16 protein-coding genes are annotated in these 17,369 nt (G+C 46.7%); 12 read left to right on the top strand and 4 right to left on the bottom strand.

The genetic code is table 11. The features are described from left to right. Window positions 1–280: 280 nt before the first annotated feature. The 4 genes from gyrB to dnaA all read right to left on the bottom strand — a co-directional run bounded on the left by gyrB (window position 281) and on the right by dnaA (window position 6,435). Entirely contained in the window at window positions 281–2,698 is a 2,418-nt protein-coding gene (gene gyrB / locus KI655_RS17695) for a DNA topoisomerase (ATP-hydrolyzing) subunit B (protein WP_032548619.1), read from the bottom strand. A gap of 17 nt (window positions 2,699–2,715) precedes the next feature. After that, window positions 2,716–3,795 (bottom strand): DNA replication/repair protein RecF, encoded by a 1,080-nt coding sequence (gene recF, locus KI655_RS17700; RefSeq protein WP_150896028.1) that lies wholly within the window; start codon window positions 3,793–3,795, stop codon window positions 2,716–2,718. A gap of 37 nt (window positions 3,796–3,832) precedes the next feature. Further along, the gene (gene dnaN / locus KI655_RS17705; RefSeq protein WP_285407572.1) at window positions 3,833–4,933 is read right to left on the bottom strand and encodes a DNA polymerase III subunit beta; all 1,101 of its coding nucleotides are present in this window, start codon (window positions 4,931–4,933) and stop codon (window positions 3,833–3,835) included. A gap of 83 nt (window positions 4,934–5,016) precedes the next feature. Further along, on the bottom strand, window positions 5,017–6,435 hold the full coding sequence (gene dnaA / locus KI655_RS17710) for a chromosomal replication initiator protein DnaA (RefSeq protein ID WP_032548623.1): 1,419 nt from the start codon (window positions 6,433–6,435) through the stop codon (window positions 5,017–5,019). A 310-nt stretch (window positions 6,436–6,745) separates the two neighbouring features. Here dnaA and KI655_RS17715 point away from each other — a divergent pair, with 310 nt between their 5' ends. The 12 genes from KI655_RS17715 (at window position 6,746) to KI655_RS17770 (ending at window position 17,353) form a co-directional block, all read left to right on the top strand. Then, window positions 6,746–7,495: an amino acid ABC transporter substrate-binding protein gene (locus KI655_RS17715; protein ID WP_032548624.1), complete on the top strand. Its 750-nt coding sequence runs from the start codon at window positions 6,746–6,748 to the stop codon at window positions 7,493–7,495. Window positions 7,496–7,613: 118 nt separating this feature from the next. Continuing rightward, entirely contained in the window at window positions 7,614–8,285 is a 672-nt protein-coding gene (locus KI655_RS17720; protein ID WP_032548625.1) for an amino acid ABC transporter permease, read from the top strand. Continuing rightward, window positions 8,282–9,019, top strand: a complete 738-nt coding sequence (locus KI655_RS17725; RefSeq protein ID WP_285407575.1) for an amino acid ABC transporter ATP-binding protein — start codon at window positions 8,282–8,284, stop codon at window positions 9,017–9,019. The genes KI655_RS17720 and KI655_RS17725 overlap by 4 nt, the downstream gene beginning before the upstream one ends. A gap of 206 nt (window positions 9,020–9,225) precedes the next feature. Beyond that, on the top strand, window positions 9,226–9,360 hold the full coding sequence (rpmH, locus tag KI655_RS17730) for a 50S ribosomal protein L34 (RefSeq protein ID WP_004735800.1): 135 nt from the start codon (window positions 9,226–9,228) through the stop codon (window positions 9,358–9,360). Window positions 9,361–9,405: 45 nt separating this feature from the next. Further along, complete coding sequence (rnpA, locus tag KI655_RS17735; protein ID WP_032548627.1) at window positions 9,406–9,729, top strand: ribonuclease P protein component; 324 nt, start codon at window positions 9,406–9,408, stop codon at window positions 9,727–9,729. Continuing rightward, a complete protein-coding gene (gene yidD, locus KI655_RS17740) occupies window positions 9,696–9,953 on the top strand; it encodes a membrane protein insertion efficiency factor YidD (RefSeq protein ID WP_084181753.1) in 258 nt (85 codons plus the stop codon). Before rnpA ends, yidD begins: the two co-directional genes overlap by 34 nt. Before the next feature lie 2 nt (window positions 9,954–9,955). Continuing rightward, window positions 9,956–11,575 (top strand): membrane protein insertase YidC, encoded by a 1,620-nt coding sequence (gene yidC, locus KI655_RS17745; protein ID WP_285407597.1) that lies wholly within the window; start codon window positions 9,956–9,958, stop codon window positions 11,573–11,575. A gap of 138 nt (window positions 11,576–11,713) precedes the next feature. Continuing rightward, the gene (gene mnmE, locus KI655_RS17750) at window positions 11,714–13,075 is read left to right on the top strand and encodes a tRNA uridine-5-carboxymethylaminomethyl(34) synthesis GTPase MnmE (protein ID WP_152469501.1); all 1,362 of its coding nucleotides are present in this window, start codon (window positions 11,714–11,716) and stop codon (window positions 13,073–13,075) included. Window positions 13,076–13,119: 44 nt separating this feature from the next. Then, window positions 13,120–13,554 (top strand): FMN-binding protein MioC, encoded by a 435-nt coding sequence (mioC, locus tag KI655_RS17755; RefSeq protein WP_285407600.1) that lies wholly within the window; start codon window positions 13,120–13,122, stop codon window positions 13,552–13,554. 483 nt (window positions 13,555–14,037) lie between these two features. Then, entirely contained in the window at window positions 14,038–15,933 is a 1,896-nt protein-coding gene (mnmG, locus tag KI655_RS17760) for a tRNA uridine-5-carboxymethylaminomethyl(34) synthesis enzyme MnmG (RefSeq protein ID WP_150870617.1), read from the top strand. Then, complete coding sequence (gene rsmG, locus KI655_RS17765; RefSeq protein ID WP_285407605.1) at window positions 15,933–16,565, top strand: 16S rRNA (guanine(527)-N(7))-methyltransferase RsmG; 633 nt, start codon at window positions 15,933–15,935, stop codon at window positions 16,563–16,565. The genes mnmG and rsmG overlap by 1 nt, the downstream gene beginning before the upstream one ends. 14 nt (window positions 16,566–16,579) lie before the next feature. After that, the gene (locus tag KI655_RS17770; protein WP_032548633.1) at window positions 16,580–17,353 is read left to right on the top strand and encodes a ParA family protein; all 774 of its coding nucleotides are present in this window, start codon (window positions 16,580–16,582) and stop codon (window positions 17,351–17,353) included. Window positions 17,354–17,369 lie beyond the last annotated feature (16 nt).

The following is a 17,369-nucleotide window of genomic DNA, read 5'->3' on the forward strand; positions in this document are numbered from 1 at the left end:
TCTCCTGAGCGATACCTCTTCAGCGTTTCAAAGGTCTGTTTCTTCTCTCTTGAGCAAGACAGTCACCCTCTTCACCAATAGATATATGGATTGAACAAAATAGTTTCAAGGGATTAGGCTAAAATATTTTCTACGCGCTTCTAGAGATCCCCAACTCGGTCGTTCCTCCCTCTTGAGGATGACGAACCAACCTATTGAAAGATAATTAAAATATCGGCAATAAAAAAGACTGCCATTTCTGACAGTCTTTTAAAATTTTCAGATTGTTTTTTAGGACAATCTACACATCTAGGTTAGCTACCTTAAGTGCGTTTTCCTCGATGAAGTTACGACGAGGCTCAACTTGGTCACCCATTAGCGTGGTGAACAGTTGGTCTGCACCGACTGCATCTTCGATCGTTACTTGCATCATGCGACGTGTCTCTGGGTCCATAGTCGTTTCCCAAAGCTGATCTGGGTTCATCTCACCTAGACCTTTGTATCGCTGTAGGCTTAGACCACGACGAGACTCTTTCACTAACCAGTTCAGAGCATCAACAAAGTTGTTCACCTCTTGAGTGCGCTCACCACGTTTGATGTATGCGCCCTCTTCGATTAGACCATCTAGAGCCTCAGATAGGCTTGCTAGCTTGTCGTACTCTTTCGAGTTGAACAGCTCAACACTCAATGCGTGCTCGTGTGTCACACCGTGTGTACGAACAACAACTTTAGGTAGGCTTAGACCTAGCTCTTCGTGTTTCTCAACTTCTAGTGAGTACTGGCTTGCACCGACTTCTTTCGCGTTCAGTTGCTCAACAAGCTGTTTGCCCCACGCTTCAACTGCCGCTTCGTCGTGACACTGCTCTGCCGTTAGGCGTGGCATGTAGATCATTTCGTGCATCAGTGCGTGTGGGTAACGACGGCTCATACGCTCCACCAGCTTAATGCCAGAGTTGTATTGTTGAACCAGCTTCTCTAGCGCTTCACCTGCCAATGCTGGCGCATCTGCATTTACGTGAAGTGCTGCGTTATCAAGAGCCAATGCCACTTGGTATTGGTTCATTGCGTCTTCGTCTTTAATGTACTGCTCTTGCTTACCTTTCTTCACTTTGTAAAGCGGTGGCTGAGCGATGTAGACGTAGCCGCGCTCGATAAGCTCAGGCATTTGACGGTAGAAGAAGGTCAATAGTAGCGTACGAATGTGCGAACCATCGACGTCGGCATCGGTCATGATGATGATGTTGTGGTAACGCAGTTTATCTGGGTTGTACTCATCGCGACCGATACCACAACCAAGTGCTGTGATCAGCGTTGCTACTTCCTGTGAAGACAGCATCTTATCGAAGCGCGCTTTTTCAACGTTCAGGATCTTACCTTTCAGCGGTAGGATAGCCTGGTTCTTACGGTTACGGCCTTGTTTTGCGGAGCCGCCTGCCGAGTCACCCTCCACTATGTATAGTTCAGAGAGTGCTGGATCTTTTTCCTGACAGTCAGCCAGTTTACCTGGTAGGCCTGCTAGGTCTAACGCGCCTTTACGACGAGTCATTTCACGAGCTTTACGCGCTGCATCACGTGCACGTGCTGCATCGATGATCTTAGTACAAACCGTTTTCGCTTCCGCTGGGTTCTCAATTAGGAACTCAGACAGCTTCTCACCCATCGCCTGCTCAACCGCAGATTTCACTTCAGAAGAAACCAGCTTGTCTTTGGTTTGGCTTGAGAACTTAGGATCTGGCACTTTCACCGAGATAACCGCAGTCAGACCTTCACGTGCATCATCACCTGAAGTCGCTGTCTTCGCTTTCTTAGAGAAGCCTTCTTTATCCATGAAGCTGTTCAGTGTACGCGTTAGCGCTGCACGGAAGCCCGCAAGGTGAGTACCACCATCGCGTTGAGGGATGTTGTTGGTGAAACAGTAGATGTTCTCTTGGTAACCATCATTCCATTGCATCGCTACTTCTACAGTGATGCCATCATCACGCTCGTTATCGAAGTGGAAGATTTTCTGGATGATTGGTGTCTTGTTGGTGTTTAGGTGCTCAACAAACGCTTGGATACCACCTTCAAACATGAAGTGATCGCCTTTGTCTTCTTCACGCTCATCACGTAGCTTGATTGATACGCCTGAGTTTAGGAAAGAAAGCTCACGCAGACGCTTCGCTAGAATGTCGTAGTGGAATTCGGTGTTAGAGAACGTCTCTTCACTTGGCCAGAAACGAATCTCTGTACCCGTTTTGTCCGTCTCACCAATCACAGCTAGTGGCGCTTGAGGCTCACCGTGGTGATAGGTTTGAGTATGGATTTGACCACCGCGGTGGATAGTAAGAGTAACCTGCTTCGACAGTGCGTTTACTACAGAAACACCTACACCGTGCAGACCACCCGATACCTTGTATGAGTTGTCATCGAACTTACCACCCGCGTGAAGAACCGTCATGATTACTTCCGCTGCAGATACCTGCTCTTCTGGGTGCATTTCGGTAGGGATACCACGGCCGTCATCGCGAACAGAAACCGAGTTATCGTCATGAATAGTAACAATGATGTCATTACAGTGACCAGCAAGTGCTTCATCAATAGAGTTATCTACCACCTCGAAGACCATGTGGTGCAGACCGGTACCATCATCCGTGTCGCCAATGTACATTCCAGGACGCTTACGTACCGCATCCAGACCCTTCAGTACCTTAATACTCGATGAATCGTAATTATCTGACATAGTTACTCTCTGACTAATTATCCTTGCTCTATTTTGCCATGTTCCACATGAAACATCCTGCTATTTTCATCATGCATGTCGGCAATCTGATCAGCGGTAATAGAGCTTACAAAAACTTGTGCCTGGGTCGCCTTTAAACACTCCGCAAGGCGTGCTCGGCGTTGGCTATCTAATTCGGAAGCGAAGTCATCTATTAAGTAGACGCACTGCTTACCTGTCATCTGAGTTAGGTGTTGGCCTTGAGCCACGCGCAGCGCGCACACCATCAACTTCAGTTGACCTCGTGACAAGACATCCTCCACTGGAGTGCCGTTCACTTTTATCTTTAGATCCGCTTTGTTTGGTCCACTAAAGGTGTAACCAAGCTGCTGATCCCTTTCAAAATTCTTCTCTAGTATCTCAGCATAGGGCGTATCTTTGTCCCAGCCGCGATAGTAGTTAATCTTTATCTCAAACTCTGGCAAGAAGGTAGCGCAAATCTCTTCTGCGACCTGTTTAAGCTGCTCAACATAGGTTGCTCGCCACTGGCTGATGTTTTCCGCCAATCGCGCCAGCTCCTGATCCCAGTAACTGAGTTCACGATAGTGGGAGGCTGTTTTGAGCAGCGCGTTACGCTGCTTATTGAGGCGCTTCACTCGCCCCCATGCATCGTAAAAACCAGATTCGCTGTGAAACACGCCCCAGTCAATAAAGGCACGACGATGTTTCGGCCCATCCGTCAGTAAATCAAACCCTTCTGGGTGAATCAACTGCAAAGGCAAGACTTGCGCTAATTGCGCCAGCTTTTGTCCAGATTGACCGCCTATTTTAACCTCTGTTGTGCCATCGCGCTGCTTATTAATGCCAATAGGCAGCTCAAATTGATCCGAGGTCAAAAAACGGCCGTGAACAAACAGCTCACTACACTCATTTTGGATGATGCGACCAGTTAAGGAGCTCTTGAAAGAACGGCCATGCCCGAGCAGGTAAATCGCTTCGAGGACACTGGTTTTACCGCTGCCGTTCGCCCCTATAAGAAAGTTAAAGCCTGATGACGGTTGAATGTCACAGGCTTCAATATTTCTAAACTGCTTAACGATCAGACGAGAGAGTGGCATAACGTCATCATATTAATCATTAACGACGGCACCATCTCTATAGACGGATTGGCATAACAACGTACATCGCGCTGTCATCTTGTGCGTTCTCAATCAGTGCACTGGCGTTGGCATCCGACATAGATACACGAACCTGTTCACAGCGTAGCGTGTTCAGTACATCCAGAACATAGCTTACGTTGAAGCCGATCTCTAGCGCGTCACCTTCGTAGTTCACGTCTAGCATCTCTTCCGCTTCTTCTTGCTCTGGGTTGTTCGCCGTGATGCGCATTTCGCTATCCGCAAGATTCACACGCACGCCACGAAATTTTTCATTCGATAGAATTGCAGCACGAGAGAAAGCAGAGCGAAGTTCATCACAGCTAGTTTCTAGCGTTTTGGTGGTATTTTGCGGCATTACGCGGCGATAATCAGGGAAACGACCATCAACAAGCTTAGAAGTGAATACATAATTATTCACCTCAGCACGCACGTTTGAACTACCAATTTGCAGCGTTACCGGCTGTTCAGGCGCATCTAATAGCTTAACGAGCTCTTGAACACCCTTACGAGGCACAATGATCTGCTTTTGTGCGAAATCAGCACCAAGCTGAGCTTGAGATACCGCCATACGGTGACCATCAGTCGCAACACTGCGTAGCGTTGAGCCTTCAATCTCAAACAACATACCGTTGAGGTAGTAACGAACGTCTTGGTTCGCCATTGAGAATTGTGTCTTCTCAATCAGACCACGCAGTTCTGCTTGTGTCACAGACACTTCAACTTCGCTGCTCCAGTCTTCAATATTTGGGAAATCAGCCGCAGATAGCGTTGCTAAAGAGAAACGGCTGCGGCCAGAGCGTACTTGAACACGGTCGCCATCGAGAACCACTGTGATCACTGAGCTATCTGGTAAACCGCGACAGATATCAAGGAACTTACGAGAAGGTACCGTAATGCTGCCCGCTTCAAACTCACCTTCTAGTGTCACGCGACTCACCAACTCCACTTCTAGATCGGTGGCGGTCATTGATAATACGTTATCTTCAACCTTGATCAGTAGGTTACCTAGGATTGGCAGGGTTGGTCGACCACCCAGTGCGCCAGAGACTTGTTGTAACGGCTTAATCAGGTGACTGCGTTCAATGGTAAATTTCATAGCTTGCTCTTAAGGTATCAAGGGCGGCCCGTTATCCAACGAGCGGCCGATATTCTGTTATCTCTGGTTAAGAATACTGTGTATTAAGAAGAAAGGGTACGGATCAGGTTAGAATAGTCTTCTTTAATGTCGTGGCTCTCTTCACGAAGTTGAGCAATTTTACGACACGCGTGCAGAACCGTGGTGTGGTCACGACCACCAAATGCATCACCAATCTCAGGTAAGCTGTGGTTGGTTAACTCTTTTGCCAGTGCCATCGCCAATTGACGTGGGCGCGCAACTGAGCGAGAACGACGCTTAGACAGTAAGTCCGCTACTTTAATCTTGTAGTACTCCGCCACTGTCTTCTGAATATTATCGATAGTAACCAGCTTCTCTTGCAGTGCCAGTAGGTCACGCAGTGCTTCGCGTACGAAATCGATGGTGATTGGACGACCTGTGAAGTTTGCGTTAGCAATGACACGGTTCAATGCACCTTCAAGCTCACGGACGTTTGAGCGCAGTCGCTTAGCGATAAAGAATGCCACTTCATCGGCTAGGTGAATCTGATGGTCTTCTGCTTTCTTCATCAAGATCGCAACGCGAGTCTCTAGTTCAGGCGGCTCGATCGCAACCGTTAGGCCCCAACCAAATCGAGATTTAAGACGATCCTCTACCCCGTTGATCTCTTTTGGATAACGGTCAGAAGTTAGAATGATCTGTTGATTGCCTTCCAGTAGCGCATTAAAGGTATGGAAGAACTCTTCTTGAGAACGCTCTTTATTCGCAAAGAATTGGATGTCATCAATAAGCAGCGCATCAACACTACGGTAGTAGCGTTTGAATTCTTCAATCGCGTTGTTCTGTAGGGCTTTAACCATATCCTGAACAAAACGCTCAGAGTGCATGTACACCACTTTAGCGTTCGGCTTACCATCAACAATCGCATTACCTACCGCGTGCAATAGGTGAGTTTTACCTAGGCCGGTACCGCCATATAGAAATAGTGGGTTGTACGCTGCACCTGGGTTATCAGCCACTTGGCGTGCTGCTGCTAAGCCAAGTTGGTTCGACTTACCCTCAACGAAGTTGTTGAACTTGTGTTTAGGGTTCACGTTTGAACGGTGGTTAAGGTCGACCTCTGCTGCAGGCTCTTCATCATCCCATGTCTTGTGAACAGGTTTACGAGCTTGAAGTTGTGCCGGAGCCGAAGATTCAGCGGCAACATCAGCGGCTGTGCGCGCTGGCTTAGGGGCTGCAGGCTTAGGCGCCGACACCGGTTTACTTCCCACTTCAAAATGAAGATGTGGGATATCGTTACCGCAATACTCTTGCAGTAGACGGTTAATGCTATTTAGGTACTTATCACGCACCCAATCCAACACAAAGCGGTTCGGTGCAAATAGAGTAAGAGTATTGTCATTGAGCTCCGCTTGTAACGGACGAACCCACATACTGAATTCTGTAGCTGGTAGCTCTTCTTGAAGCTGTTGCAAACATTGCAACCAAAGCGAAGATGACACGGTGCCCCCACTCTATTTAAGTTATTTGAAATGACGGGCAATTTTACCTGTTGATAAATCAGATCGCCAGCAATTGATCGCGGATCCAGTGAATAAGATCCAAGTTATTCACAATAATTTTAGCCAAAATGTCTGGATCCACACAAATTGCCCCAAATTTACTCACATAATGATCCACTTATGCCCGGATCCTGTCTAGTTATCCCCAAAATTAGAATTCAATCTGGTTATGGTTAATAACATCTGGTTATTTATTCTATTGACTGTTTTCCCAGTAACATCTCACCCCATAATGATAAGGAGTTACCAAATGAAAAACTGGGTTAAAGCTGCAATTGCGGCTATCGCACTATCTGCTGCTACTGTTCAAGCTGCCACTGAAGTTAAAGTAGGCATGTCTGGCCGTTATTTCCCGTTCACGTTTGTGAAGCAAGATAAGCTACAAGGCTTTGAAGTGGATCTGTGGGATGAAATTGGTAAACGTAATGACTACAAAGTGGAGTACGTAACAGCGAACTTCTCTGGTCTATTCGGTCTTCTTGAAACAGGTCGTATCGATACGATCTCAAACCAAATCACAATGACAGACGCACGTAAGGCAAAATACCTATTTGCTGACCCGTACGTGGTTGATGGCGCACAGATTACTGTACGTAAAGGTAACGACAGCATTAAAGGCATTGAAGACCTAGATGGTAAAACCGTTGCGGTTAACCTAGGCTCAAACTTTGAACAGCTGCTACGTAACTACGACAAAGACGGCAAAATCAACGTAAAAACTTACGACACAGGTATTGAGCACGATGTAGCACTAGGTCGCGCGGATGCTTTTGTTATGGACCGCCTATCAGCTCTTGAGCTAATCAAGAAAACAGGTCTACCGTTGCAACTAGCAGGTCAACCTTTCGAAACTATCGAAAACGCATGGCCATTTGTTGATAACGAAAACGGTAAGAAGCTTCAAGCAGAAGTGAACGAAGCACTTGCAGCAATGCGTGCTGACGGTACGCTAGAGAAAATCTCTGAGAAATGGTTTGGTGCGGACATTACTAAGAAGTAATTACTCACTCTAAACAGCCATAACCCACTGCTTTTCTCTGCAGTGGGTTTTTCTTTTTTTAGTCACTAATAACCACAACACATTACCCAACGCCTGACATAACCAAACGAGATAGATTATGGGATTTGACTTTAATTACATGCTGGAGTTGCTACCGATACTGTTTAAGTATCTAGGCACAACCATGGAGATGGCAATATGGGGCCTATTCTTTGCCCTGATCCTGTCTGTGATACTAGCAAACATTCGTGTGTTCAAAATCCCAGTACTGGATCAACTCAGCCAACTCTATATTAGCTTCTTCCGTGGTACCCCACTGCTGGTACAGCTATTCCTGCTTTACTACGGCTTACCTCAAGTGTTCCCATGGATGGTTGGCTTAGATGCCTTCAGTGCCGCTGTTATTGGTTTAACATTGCACTTCGCCGCCTACATGGCAGAGAGTATTCGTGCCGCGATTATTGGTATCGACCGCAGCCAAATGGAGGCGAGTCTTTCGGTAGGTATGACGACTAGTCAGGCGATGCGCCGTGTGATCCTGCCACAGGCAACACGTGTCGCTCTACCGTCACTGATGAACTACTTCATTGATATGATTAAGTCGACCTCGCTTGCCTTCACCCTTGGTGTGGCTGAGATTATGGCAAAAGCGCAAATGGAGGCCTCTTCAAGCTTCCGTTTCTTCGAAGCGTTCTTAGCCGTAGCACTTATCTACTGGGGTGTGGTGGTGATTTTAACTCGTATTCAACTATGGGCCGAAGCGAAACTGAATAAGGCGTATGCACGATGATCAAATTAGAAAATATCCACAAGCAGTTTGGAGAGACGGAAGTCCTTAAAGGTATCGACCTTGAAATCCAACAAGGTGAGATTATCGTTATCATCGGTTCTAGTGGTACTGGTAAGTCGACCCTATTGCGTTGCGTGAACTTTCTAGAGCACGCCGATCAAGGCTCGATTGCGATTGATGACATCAAGGTGGACGTTGAAAATCACACCAAAGCAGAGGTGCTAGCCCTGCGTCGTAAGACCGGCTTTGTCTTCCAAAACTACGCACTGTTTGCGCATCAAACCGCCAAGCAAAACATCGCTGAAGGTTTGATCACGGTACGTGGTTGGAAGAAGCAGCAAGCCTATGAAAAAGCACAACAAATACTTGATGATATTGGTCTAGGCGACAAAGCTGATAGCTACCCAGCCGCGCTTTCAGGCGGCCAACAACAACGTGTGGGTATTGGCCGAGCCATGGCCCTTCAACCAGAGCTACTTCTGTTCGATGAGCCGACTTCTGCACTCGATCCTGAATGGGTCGGTGAAGTACTTAACCTAATGAAAAAACTGGCAAATCAGCATCAAACCATGCTGGTGGTTACCCATGAAATGCAGTTCGCGAGAGAAGTCGCGGATCGCGTGATCTTCATGGCAGATGGCTACATTGTCGAGCAAGGATCTCCACAGGATATTTTTGGTAATCCACAAGATCCTAAATTAAAAAAATTCCTAAATAAGGTTGGGATCGAGTAAGGATCCTTGAGATTTTAGAGATTCTACGTATAATCCCCCGACCGGAATTTTAGTTAACCCAATCATTGACACTTTTTGTGACAGTGATTACAATTCCGCCTCTTTGTTGAGAGGCGTCGGTTCTCCTTTCTTTATATAAAGAGGGAAACAATGCCCACGCCGGGTTTAACAAAAACCTAAAACTACTGATCAGTAAGGTAATTACAATGAAACGCACTTTTCAACCTACAGTTCTAAAGCGTAAGCGTACTCACGGTTTCCGTGCTCGCATGGCTACTAAGAACGGTCGCGCAACAATCAATGCACGTCGTGCAAAAGGCCGTAAGCGTCTTTCTAAGTAATCTTTGATTATTTTGAAAAAGCTAGCCTTCGGTCGGGAGTTACGCTTGTTAACTCCCGAACATTATCAAAATGTCTTCAAGCAAGCTCATCGAGCTGGCTCCCCTCATTTCACCATCATTGCTCGTAAAAACTCTCTTTCAAATCCTCGTCTTGGATTAGCCGTTCCGAAAAAGCAGATTAAAACCGCCGTTGGTCGCAATAAATTTAAGCGCCTATGCCGTGAAAGCTTTCGTAACAATCAACACAAACTTCCTAACAAAGATTTTGTTGTTATTGCTAAAAAGAGCGCGCAAGATTTGAGCAATGAAGAAATGTTCAAATTATTAGACAAATTATGGCTTCGCCTGTCTCGCCCTTCGCGTGGTTAGCGCTAATACCTATCTATTTTTATAGATGGTTCATTAGTCCACTCATTGGCCCTCGCTGCCGATTTACTCCAACCTGCTCTTTATATGCGATAGAAGCGTTGAAAGCTCACGGTTTTGTAAAAGGGTGTTGGTTATCAGGCAAACGTCTATTAAAATGCCATCCTTTGAACGAAGGGGGCTATGACCCCGTTCCACCAGTCCAAAAACAAGACAGAGATAAATAACGATGGATTCTCAACGTAATATCCTGTTAATCGCACTGGCTCTGGTATCTTTCTTACTTTTCCAACAGTGGAACGTAGCGAAGAACCCAGCACCACAAGCGGTTGAGCAGGCACAATCTGGCAGCACTCTACCAGCGCCATCTTATGCAGACGACCTAGATCCAGCTCCGGGTCAAGTTGCTTCGGCAAAAGCGATCACAGTAACCACTGATGTACTGACTCTGTCAATTGATACGGTTGGTGGCGACGTGGTATCGGCAAGCCTTAACGACTACTCTGCTGAATACGATTCAAAAGACAGCTTTGTTCTACTTAAGAACGAACCTGGTCACCAATTCATCGCTCAAAGTGGTCTTGTTGGCCCACAAGGTATCGACCTAAGCAGCACGAACCGCCCAAGCTACACAGTTTCAGCTGACAGCTTCACACTGGCGGATGGTCAAGATGAACTACGCATCCCAATGACCTACCAAGCGAACGGCCTTGATTACACCAAAACATTCATCCTTAAGCGCGGCAGCTACGCGATTGATGTTGAATACGATGTGGTGAACAACTCAGGCAACAACGCAACATTTGGTATGTACGCTCACCTACGTCAAAACGTAATGGATGACGGCGGTAGCCTAACAATGCCAACTTACCGTGGTGGTGCTTACTCTACGGAAGATACGCGTTACAAAAAATACAGCTTCGACGACATGCAAGATCGCAACCTGTCTCTTAACCTAGCGAACGGCCAAGGTTGGGCAGCGATGATCCAACACTACTTTGCAAGTGCATGGATCCCACGCGACGAAGCAGGCAGCAACCTTTACACTCGTGTAATTGGCAACCTTGGCGACATCGGTGTTCGCATGCCAAACAAGACGATTGCAAATGGCGACCAAGCAAACTTCACAGCAACACTATGGGTTGGTCCAAAACTTCAAGACCAAATGGCTGAAGTTGCACCGAACCTAGACCTAGTAGTGGACTACGGCTGGCTATGGTTTATTGCTAAACCACTTCATACTCTGCTTTCGTTCATCCAAGGCTTTGTATCGAACTGGGGTGTAGCGATCATCATCCTAACATTCATCGTTCGTGGTGCTATGTACCCACTGACGAAAGCTCAGTACACGTCTATGGCGAAAATGCGTATGCTTCAGCCTAAGCTGACTGCGATGCGTGAGCGTATTGGCGATGACCGTCAACGCATGAGCCAAGAAATGATGGAACTGTACAAGAAAGAGAAAGTAAACCCGCTAGGCGGCTGTCTACCTATCCTTCTACAGATGCCTATCTTCATTTCGCTATACTGGGCACTAATGGAGTCTGTTGAACTGCGTCACTCACCGTTCTTCGGTTGGATTACTGACCTTTCAGCACAAGACCCTTACTACATCTTGCCACTTCTAATGGGTGCTTCAATGTTCCTAATTCAGAAGATGAGCCCGACAACAGTAACGGATCCAATGCAGCAGAAGATCATGACCTTCATGCCGGTTATGTTCACATTCTTCTTCCTGTTCTTCCCATCTGGTCTGGTTCTTTACTGGCTAGTATCGAACATCGTAACTCTGATTCAGCAAACGCTTATCTATAAGCAGCTGGAGAAGAAAGGCTTACACTCTAAGTAAGCGTTACGCAGTCGGTAAGACTAAGAGTTAAAAGAAAGGCGGCCAAAAGGTCGCCTTTTTGTTTTGGGCTGATTACAATTCAGCTAATTGATTAATCGTGAGCGCCCTGTCGGCGTTCACTTGCTAGCAGGCACAACTATGACTACAGATACGATTGTTGCTCAAGCGACCGCGCCCGGGCGTGGTGGTGTCGGTATTATCCGCGTTTCAGGCCCACAGGCAGCTCAGGTTGCTCTAGAGGTCACTGGTAAGGTTTTAAAACCTCGCTACGCTGAGTACCTGCCATTCAAATCTCATGATGGTATTGAGTTAGACCAAGGTATTGCCCTTTACTTCCCTAACCCGCACTCCTTCACAGGTGAAGATGTTCTTGAACTTCAAGGTCACGGTGGCCCTGTGGTTATGGACATGTTGATTAAACGCATCCTAACCATCTCAGGTGTACGTGCTGCACGTCCGGGCGAGTTCTCAGAGCGCGCATTCCTCAATGACAAAATGGATTTAACCCAAGCAGAAGCCATTGCTGACCTGATTGATGCAAGCTCTGAAGAAGCGGCAAAATCGGCGCTCCAGTCACTGCAGGGTGAATTCTCAAAGCGCATCAACACGCTGGTAGAGTCACTGATTCACTTACGTATCTATGTTGAGGCGGCAATTGACTTCCCAGAAGAAGAGATCGACTTCCTAGCCGACGGTAAAGTAAGTGCTGATTTACAGGCTATCATCGACAATTTGGAAGCGGTTCGCCAAGAGGCTAACCAAGGTGCCATCATGCGCGAAGGCATGAAGGTGGTGATTGCTGGCCGTCCTAATGCAGGTAAATCGAGCCTACTCAACGCACTATCTGGTAAAGAGTCCGCTATCGTGACTGATATTGCTGGTACCACACGCGACGTACTGCGTGAACATATCCACATTGATGGCATGCCACTGCATATCATCGATACTGCAGGCCTGCGTGACGCATCTGACGAAGTCGAGAAAATCGGCATTGAACGTGCTTGGGAAGAGATTGAACAAGCGGACCGAGTGCTATTTATGGTGGATGGCACAACCACAGACGCGACTGACCCGAAAGATATCTGGCCTGATTTTGTTGATCGCCTACCGGCTAAAATCGGTATGACGGTGATCCGTAATAAAGCCGATCAAACGGGTGAAGAGCTAGGGATCTGTCATGTGAATGACCCAACACTCATTCGTCTATCAGCGAAAACAGGCCAAGGCATTGATTCTCTTCGTAATCATCTAAAAGAATGCATGGGCTTTGCTGGTGGCCATGAGGGCGGCTTCATGGCACGCCGACGCCACCTTGATGCACTGGAACGCGCATCAGAGCACCTGGATATTGGCCAGCAACAACTTGAAGGCTATATGGCAGGTGAAATCTTGGCAGAAGAGCTGCGTATTGCTCAACAGCACCTTAACGAGATTACAGGTGAGTTCAGCTCAGACGACCTACTCGGTCGCATCTTCTCTTCTTTCTGTATTGGTAAATAAAAACTAGGGTGAGCATAGCTCGCCCTTTTTATAAGGAAATATCCATGATCCACATTATTACGGGCAGCACACTCGGTGGGGCTGAGTACGTTGGTGATCACTTAAATGATCTCCTCGAAGAACAAGGTCTGGCAATCACGCTCCACAATCAACCTGAGTATGCATCGATCCCGCAGCAAGATACTTGGTTGATCGTGACATCAACCCATGGTGCAGGTGAATTCCCAGACAATATCAAGCCATTCATTGCCGATCTGACCGAGCAAGCACCTCAACTCGATAAGGTTCGTTTTGCTGTGATTGCGATTGGTGACTCAAGCTACGATACCTTCTGCGCCGCAGGCCAAGCCGCCCATGAGTTATTAACAAATCTTGGCGCACAGGCGATTTCTGACTGTTTTACCATCGATGTATTGGAGACTCCGGTACCCGAAGACGCTGCAGAAGAGTGGTTTAACGATCATAGTGAGCAGTTTTAGAGTTCTATAATCGATAAAAAAGCGGCGAAAGCCGCTTTTTTTGTACCCAAAACCACCAGCTGTGAATAACTTTTACCAATGAAATGGCACTTTTTTCTCATTTATTGCCATTTTTCTTGTGGATAAGATCATAGAAATACAGTGATTAACCTATAGTTATCCAAATAACAACTTAAGATCACTTTTTAGGGTGTGTATAAGTAGCCTTTTTGATCCCAGCTAATCCTCATCCTGATCAAAATTAGATCACACCATTTGATCCAAAAAAGATCCATGATCTTGTTGATCATTTTTGAGTTATCCACAGAACCTCTCGATCCTAATAATAGATCCAATAAAAGATCTCTTTAAAGATCTTATCTATATTAATTAAAAATAGCGTTCCTGAAAAATTCCAAAAACGTTTTCTCACGCTATGAAAACAGGTAGAATATCGCTCCTTTTTATCTGTCTAGAAATCGTTTGAATACCTGAGGTCGGTTCATGCTTTATCACGAAAAATTTGACGTCATCGTAGTCGGTGGCGGCCATGCAGGAACGGAAGCCGCACTCGCATCTGCGCGTACTGGTCAAAGTACGTTACTCCTTACTCACAATATCGATACCCTGGGGCAAATGTCTTGTAACCCAGCGATTGGTGGTATTGGTAAGGGACACTTAGTAAAAGAAGTCGATGCAATGGGTGGATTGATGGCTCAAGCCATTGATCATGCAGGTATTCAATTCCGTACTCTTAATGCCTCTAAGGGACCAGCCGTTCGTGCTACACGCGCTCAAGCTGACCGTGCCCTGTACAAAGCGTACGTTCGCAGCACCCTAGAAAACACACCAAACCTGACTCTGTTCCAACAGTCAGTGGATGATTTGATCGTAGAACAGGATCAAGTCGTCGGTGTTGTGACGCAAATGGGACTGAAATTCCATGCTAAGGCTGTGGTATTAACGGTTGGTACATTCCTAGGCGGTAAGATCCATATCGGTATGGAAAGTTCATCAGGTGGTCGCGCGGGTGATCCACCATCGATCGCATTGGCTCAGCGTCTGCGTGATCTTCCTTTCCGTGTTGATCGCCTAAAAACGGGTACTCCACCGCGTATTGATGCTCGTAGTGTCGATTTCTCTGAACTTGAGGTTCAGCACGGTGACAACCCAACACCTGTTTTCTCATTCATGGGCAACCGTGCGCAGCAGCCACGCCAAATCCCGTGTTATATCACGCACACTAACGAATCCACTCATGAAGTGATTCGTAATAACCTAGACCGAAGCCCAATGTATGCGGGCGTGATTGAGGGTATCGGTCCACGTTACTGTCCTTCAATCGAAGATAAGGTGATGCGTTTTGCTGATAAGAACAGCCACCAGATTTTCATCGAGCCGGAAGGCCTAACCACGCACGAGCTATACCCAAATGGTATCTCGACCAGCTTGCCATTCGATGTTCAGGTGCAGATTGTTCGCTCAATGAAAGGCTTCGAGAATGCACACATCGTGCGTCCAGGCTACGCAATTGAGTACGATTTCTTTGACCCACGTGATTTAAAACAGACTTACGAGACTAAGTTTATCAAGGGTCTATTCTTTGCGGGTCAAATCAACGGTACCACGGGTTACGAAGAAGCGGCGGCGCAAGGCTTGATGGCCGGTTTGAACGCAAGTCTGTTTACTCAAGACAAAGAAGGTTGGAGCCCACGTCGTGATCAGGCTTACATGGGCGTATTGATTGACGACCTATCCACCATGGGTACTAAAGAGCCGTACCGCATGTTTACTTCGCGTGCTGAATACCGTCTGTTACTGCGTGAAGACAACGCCGATATCCGTTTGACGGAAAAATCTCGTGAACTTGGTTTGATTGACGATGCGCGCTGGGCGCGTTTCAACGAGAAAATCGACAACATGGAAAAAGAACGTCAGCGCCTGAAAGAGACTTGGATTAACCCGAAATCTGAAGACATCGATGCACTTAACCAGATCCTAAAAACGCCAATGTCGCGTGAAGCGAGTGGTGAGGATCTTCTGCGTCGTCCAGAAATGACTTATTCACAACTGACGGCTCTGGATCGTTTTGCTCCAGCTTTAGACGATCAACAAGCTGCAGAACAGGTTGAAATCCAAGTGAAATACGAGGGTTACATTCAGCGTCAGCAAGATGAGATCGAAAAGTCGCTGCGTCACGAAAATACCAAACTGCCTGTTGATCTTGATTACAGCCAAGTAAAAGGTCTATCTAACGAAGTGGTACTTAAATTGTCGACGGCTAAGCCAGAGTCGATTGGTATTGCTTCTCGAATTTCAGGTATTACGCCGGCTGCAATCTCTATCCTACTGGTTTACTTGAAGAAACATGGCCTACTGAAGAAAGGTGAGGAAGCATAATGAGCGCACTACGCGAAAAACTGGATCACCTGATCAGCCAGACCAACCTAGAAGTATCAGATAAACAACGTGGCCAACTGGTTGGTTACGTTGAACTGCTCAATAAATGGAACAAGGCGTATAACCTAACTTCGGTTCGCGACCCGATGGACATGATGGTGAAACATATCTTAGATAGCATCATTGTCAGCACTCACTTACAGGGCAAGCGTTTTATTGATGTCGGTACGGGTCCAGGCCTTCCTGGTATCCCGCTCTCAATTATGAATCCTGATTGTGAGTTTTTCTTGTTGGATAGCCTTGGAAAGCGTATTCGTTTTATCAAGCAAGTCGTACATGAGTTGGGTATCGACAACGTGACACCTGTTCAAAGTCGCGTTGAAGAGTTCCAGCCAGAAGAAAAGTTTGACGCTGTGCTCAGTCGTGCGTTTGCATCAATGACAGACATGGTTGAGTGGTGTCATCATTTACCTAAAGAGCAATCCGGTGTATTTTTGGCTCTTAAAGGACAACATCCTAGAGACGAAATGGACCAGTTACCGGACTGGTGTTCAGTAACTGACATCAAAGCTTTGCAAGTTCCAGAGCTTGATGGAGAGCGTCATCTAGTAACGTTATCGCGTCAGGGATAATCAGCGAGGCCATAGTGGGTAGAATTGTAGCAATTGCCAACCAGAAAGGTGGTGTAGGAAAAACAACAACTTGCATTAATTTGGCAGCCTCTATGGCCGCCACTAAGCGCAAAGTTTTGGTTGTCGATCTCGATCCACAGGGTAATGCCACTATGGCAAGCGGTGTCGACAAGTATCAGGTTGAAGCAACTGCTTACGATTTACTGGTTGAAGACACACCTTTTGATGAGGTAGTTTGCCGCAGTACGTCGGGAAACTACGATCTCATCGCAGCCAACGGTGATGTTACCGCGGCTGAAATCAAGCTGATGGAAGTGTTTGCGCGTGAAGTGAGGCTTAAGAATGCCCTCGCGTCAGTTCGCGATAACTATGATTTCATCTTTATTGATTGCCCCCCTTCTCTAAACCTTCTTACAATTAATGCGATGGCTGCGGCGGACTCTGTTTTGGTTCCGATGCAGTGTGAATACTTTGCGTTAGAGGGTTTAACAGCCTTGATGGATACCATCAGTAAACTGGCAGCTGTTGTGAATGAGAATCTGAAGATCGAAGGCTTACTTCGTACTATGTATGATCCTCGCAACCGCTTGTCGAATGAAGTATCTGATCAACTCAAGAAGCATTTTGGTAGCAAGGTCTACCGAACTGTGATCCCTAGAAATGTACGTCTTGCTGAGGCTCCAAGCCACGGCAAACCAGCGATGTACTACGACAAATACTCCGCCGGTGCAAAAGCCTACTTGGCACTTGCTGGTGAGATGTTACGTCGTGAAGAAGTCCCAGTTTAAATAAAACCAAAGGAAT

It is taken from the genome of Vibrio sp. D404a, assembly GCF_030248535.1.
Classification (GTDB): Bacteria; Pseudomonadota; Gammaproteobacteria; order Enterobacterales; family Vibrionaceae; genus Vibrio.

Excerpts from the sequence above, each read along its gene's own strand:
- gyrB (WP_032548619.1), bottom strand. The coding sequence starts at position 2,698 with ATGTCAGATAATTACGATTCATCGAGTATTAAGGTACTGAAGGGTCTG.
- recF (WP_150896028.1), bottom strand. The coding sequence starts at position 3,795 with ATGCCACTCTCTCGTCTGATCGTTAAGCAGTTTAGAAATATTGAAGCC.
- dnaN (WP_285407572.1), bottom strand. The coding sequence starts at position 4,933 with ATGAAATTTACCATTGAACGCAGTCACCTGATTAAGCCGTTACAACAA.
- KI655_RS17715 (WP_032548624.1), top strand. The coding sequence starts at position 6,746 with ATGAAAAACTGGGTTAAAGCTGCAATTGCGGCTATCGCACTATCTGCT.
- KI655_RS17720 (WP_032548625.1), top strand. The coding sequence starts at position 7,614 with ATGGGATTTGACTTTAATTACATGCTGGAGTTGCTACCGATACTGTTT.
- KI655_RS17725 (WP_285407575.1), top strand. The coding sequence starts at position 8,282 with ATGATCAAATTAGAAAATATCCACAAGCAGTTTGGAGAGACGGAAGTC.
- rpmH (WP_004735800.1), top strand. The coding sequence starts at position 9,226 with ATGAAACGCACTTTTCAACCTACAGTTCTAAAGCGTAAGCGTACTCAC.
- yidD (WP_084181753.1), top strand. The coding sequence starts at position 9,696 with ATGGCTTCGCCTGTCTCGCCCTTCGCGTGGTTAGCGCTAATACCTATC.
- yidC (WP_285407597.1), top strand. The coding sequence starts at position 9,956 with ATGGATTCTCAACGTAATATCCTGTTAATCGCACTGGCTCTGGTATCT.
- mnmE (WP_152469501.1), top strand. The coding sequence starts at position 11,714 with ATGACTACAGATACGATTGTTGCTCAAGCGACCGCGCCCGGGCGTGGT.
- mioC (WP_285407600.1), top strand. The coding sequence starts at position 13,120 with ATGATCCACATTATTACGGGCAGCACACTCGGTGGGGCTGAGTACGTT.
- mnmG (WP_150870617.1), top strand. The coding sequence starts at position 14,038 with ATGCTTTATCACGAAAAATTTGACGTCATCGTAGTCGGTGGCGGCCAT.
- rsmG (WP_285407605.1), top strand. The coding sequence starts at position 15,933 with ATGAGCGCACTACGCGAAAAACTGGATCACCTGATCAGCCAGACCAAC.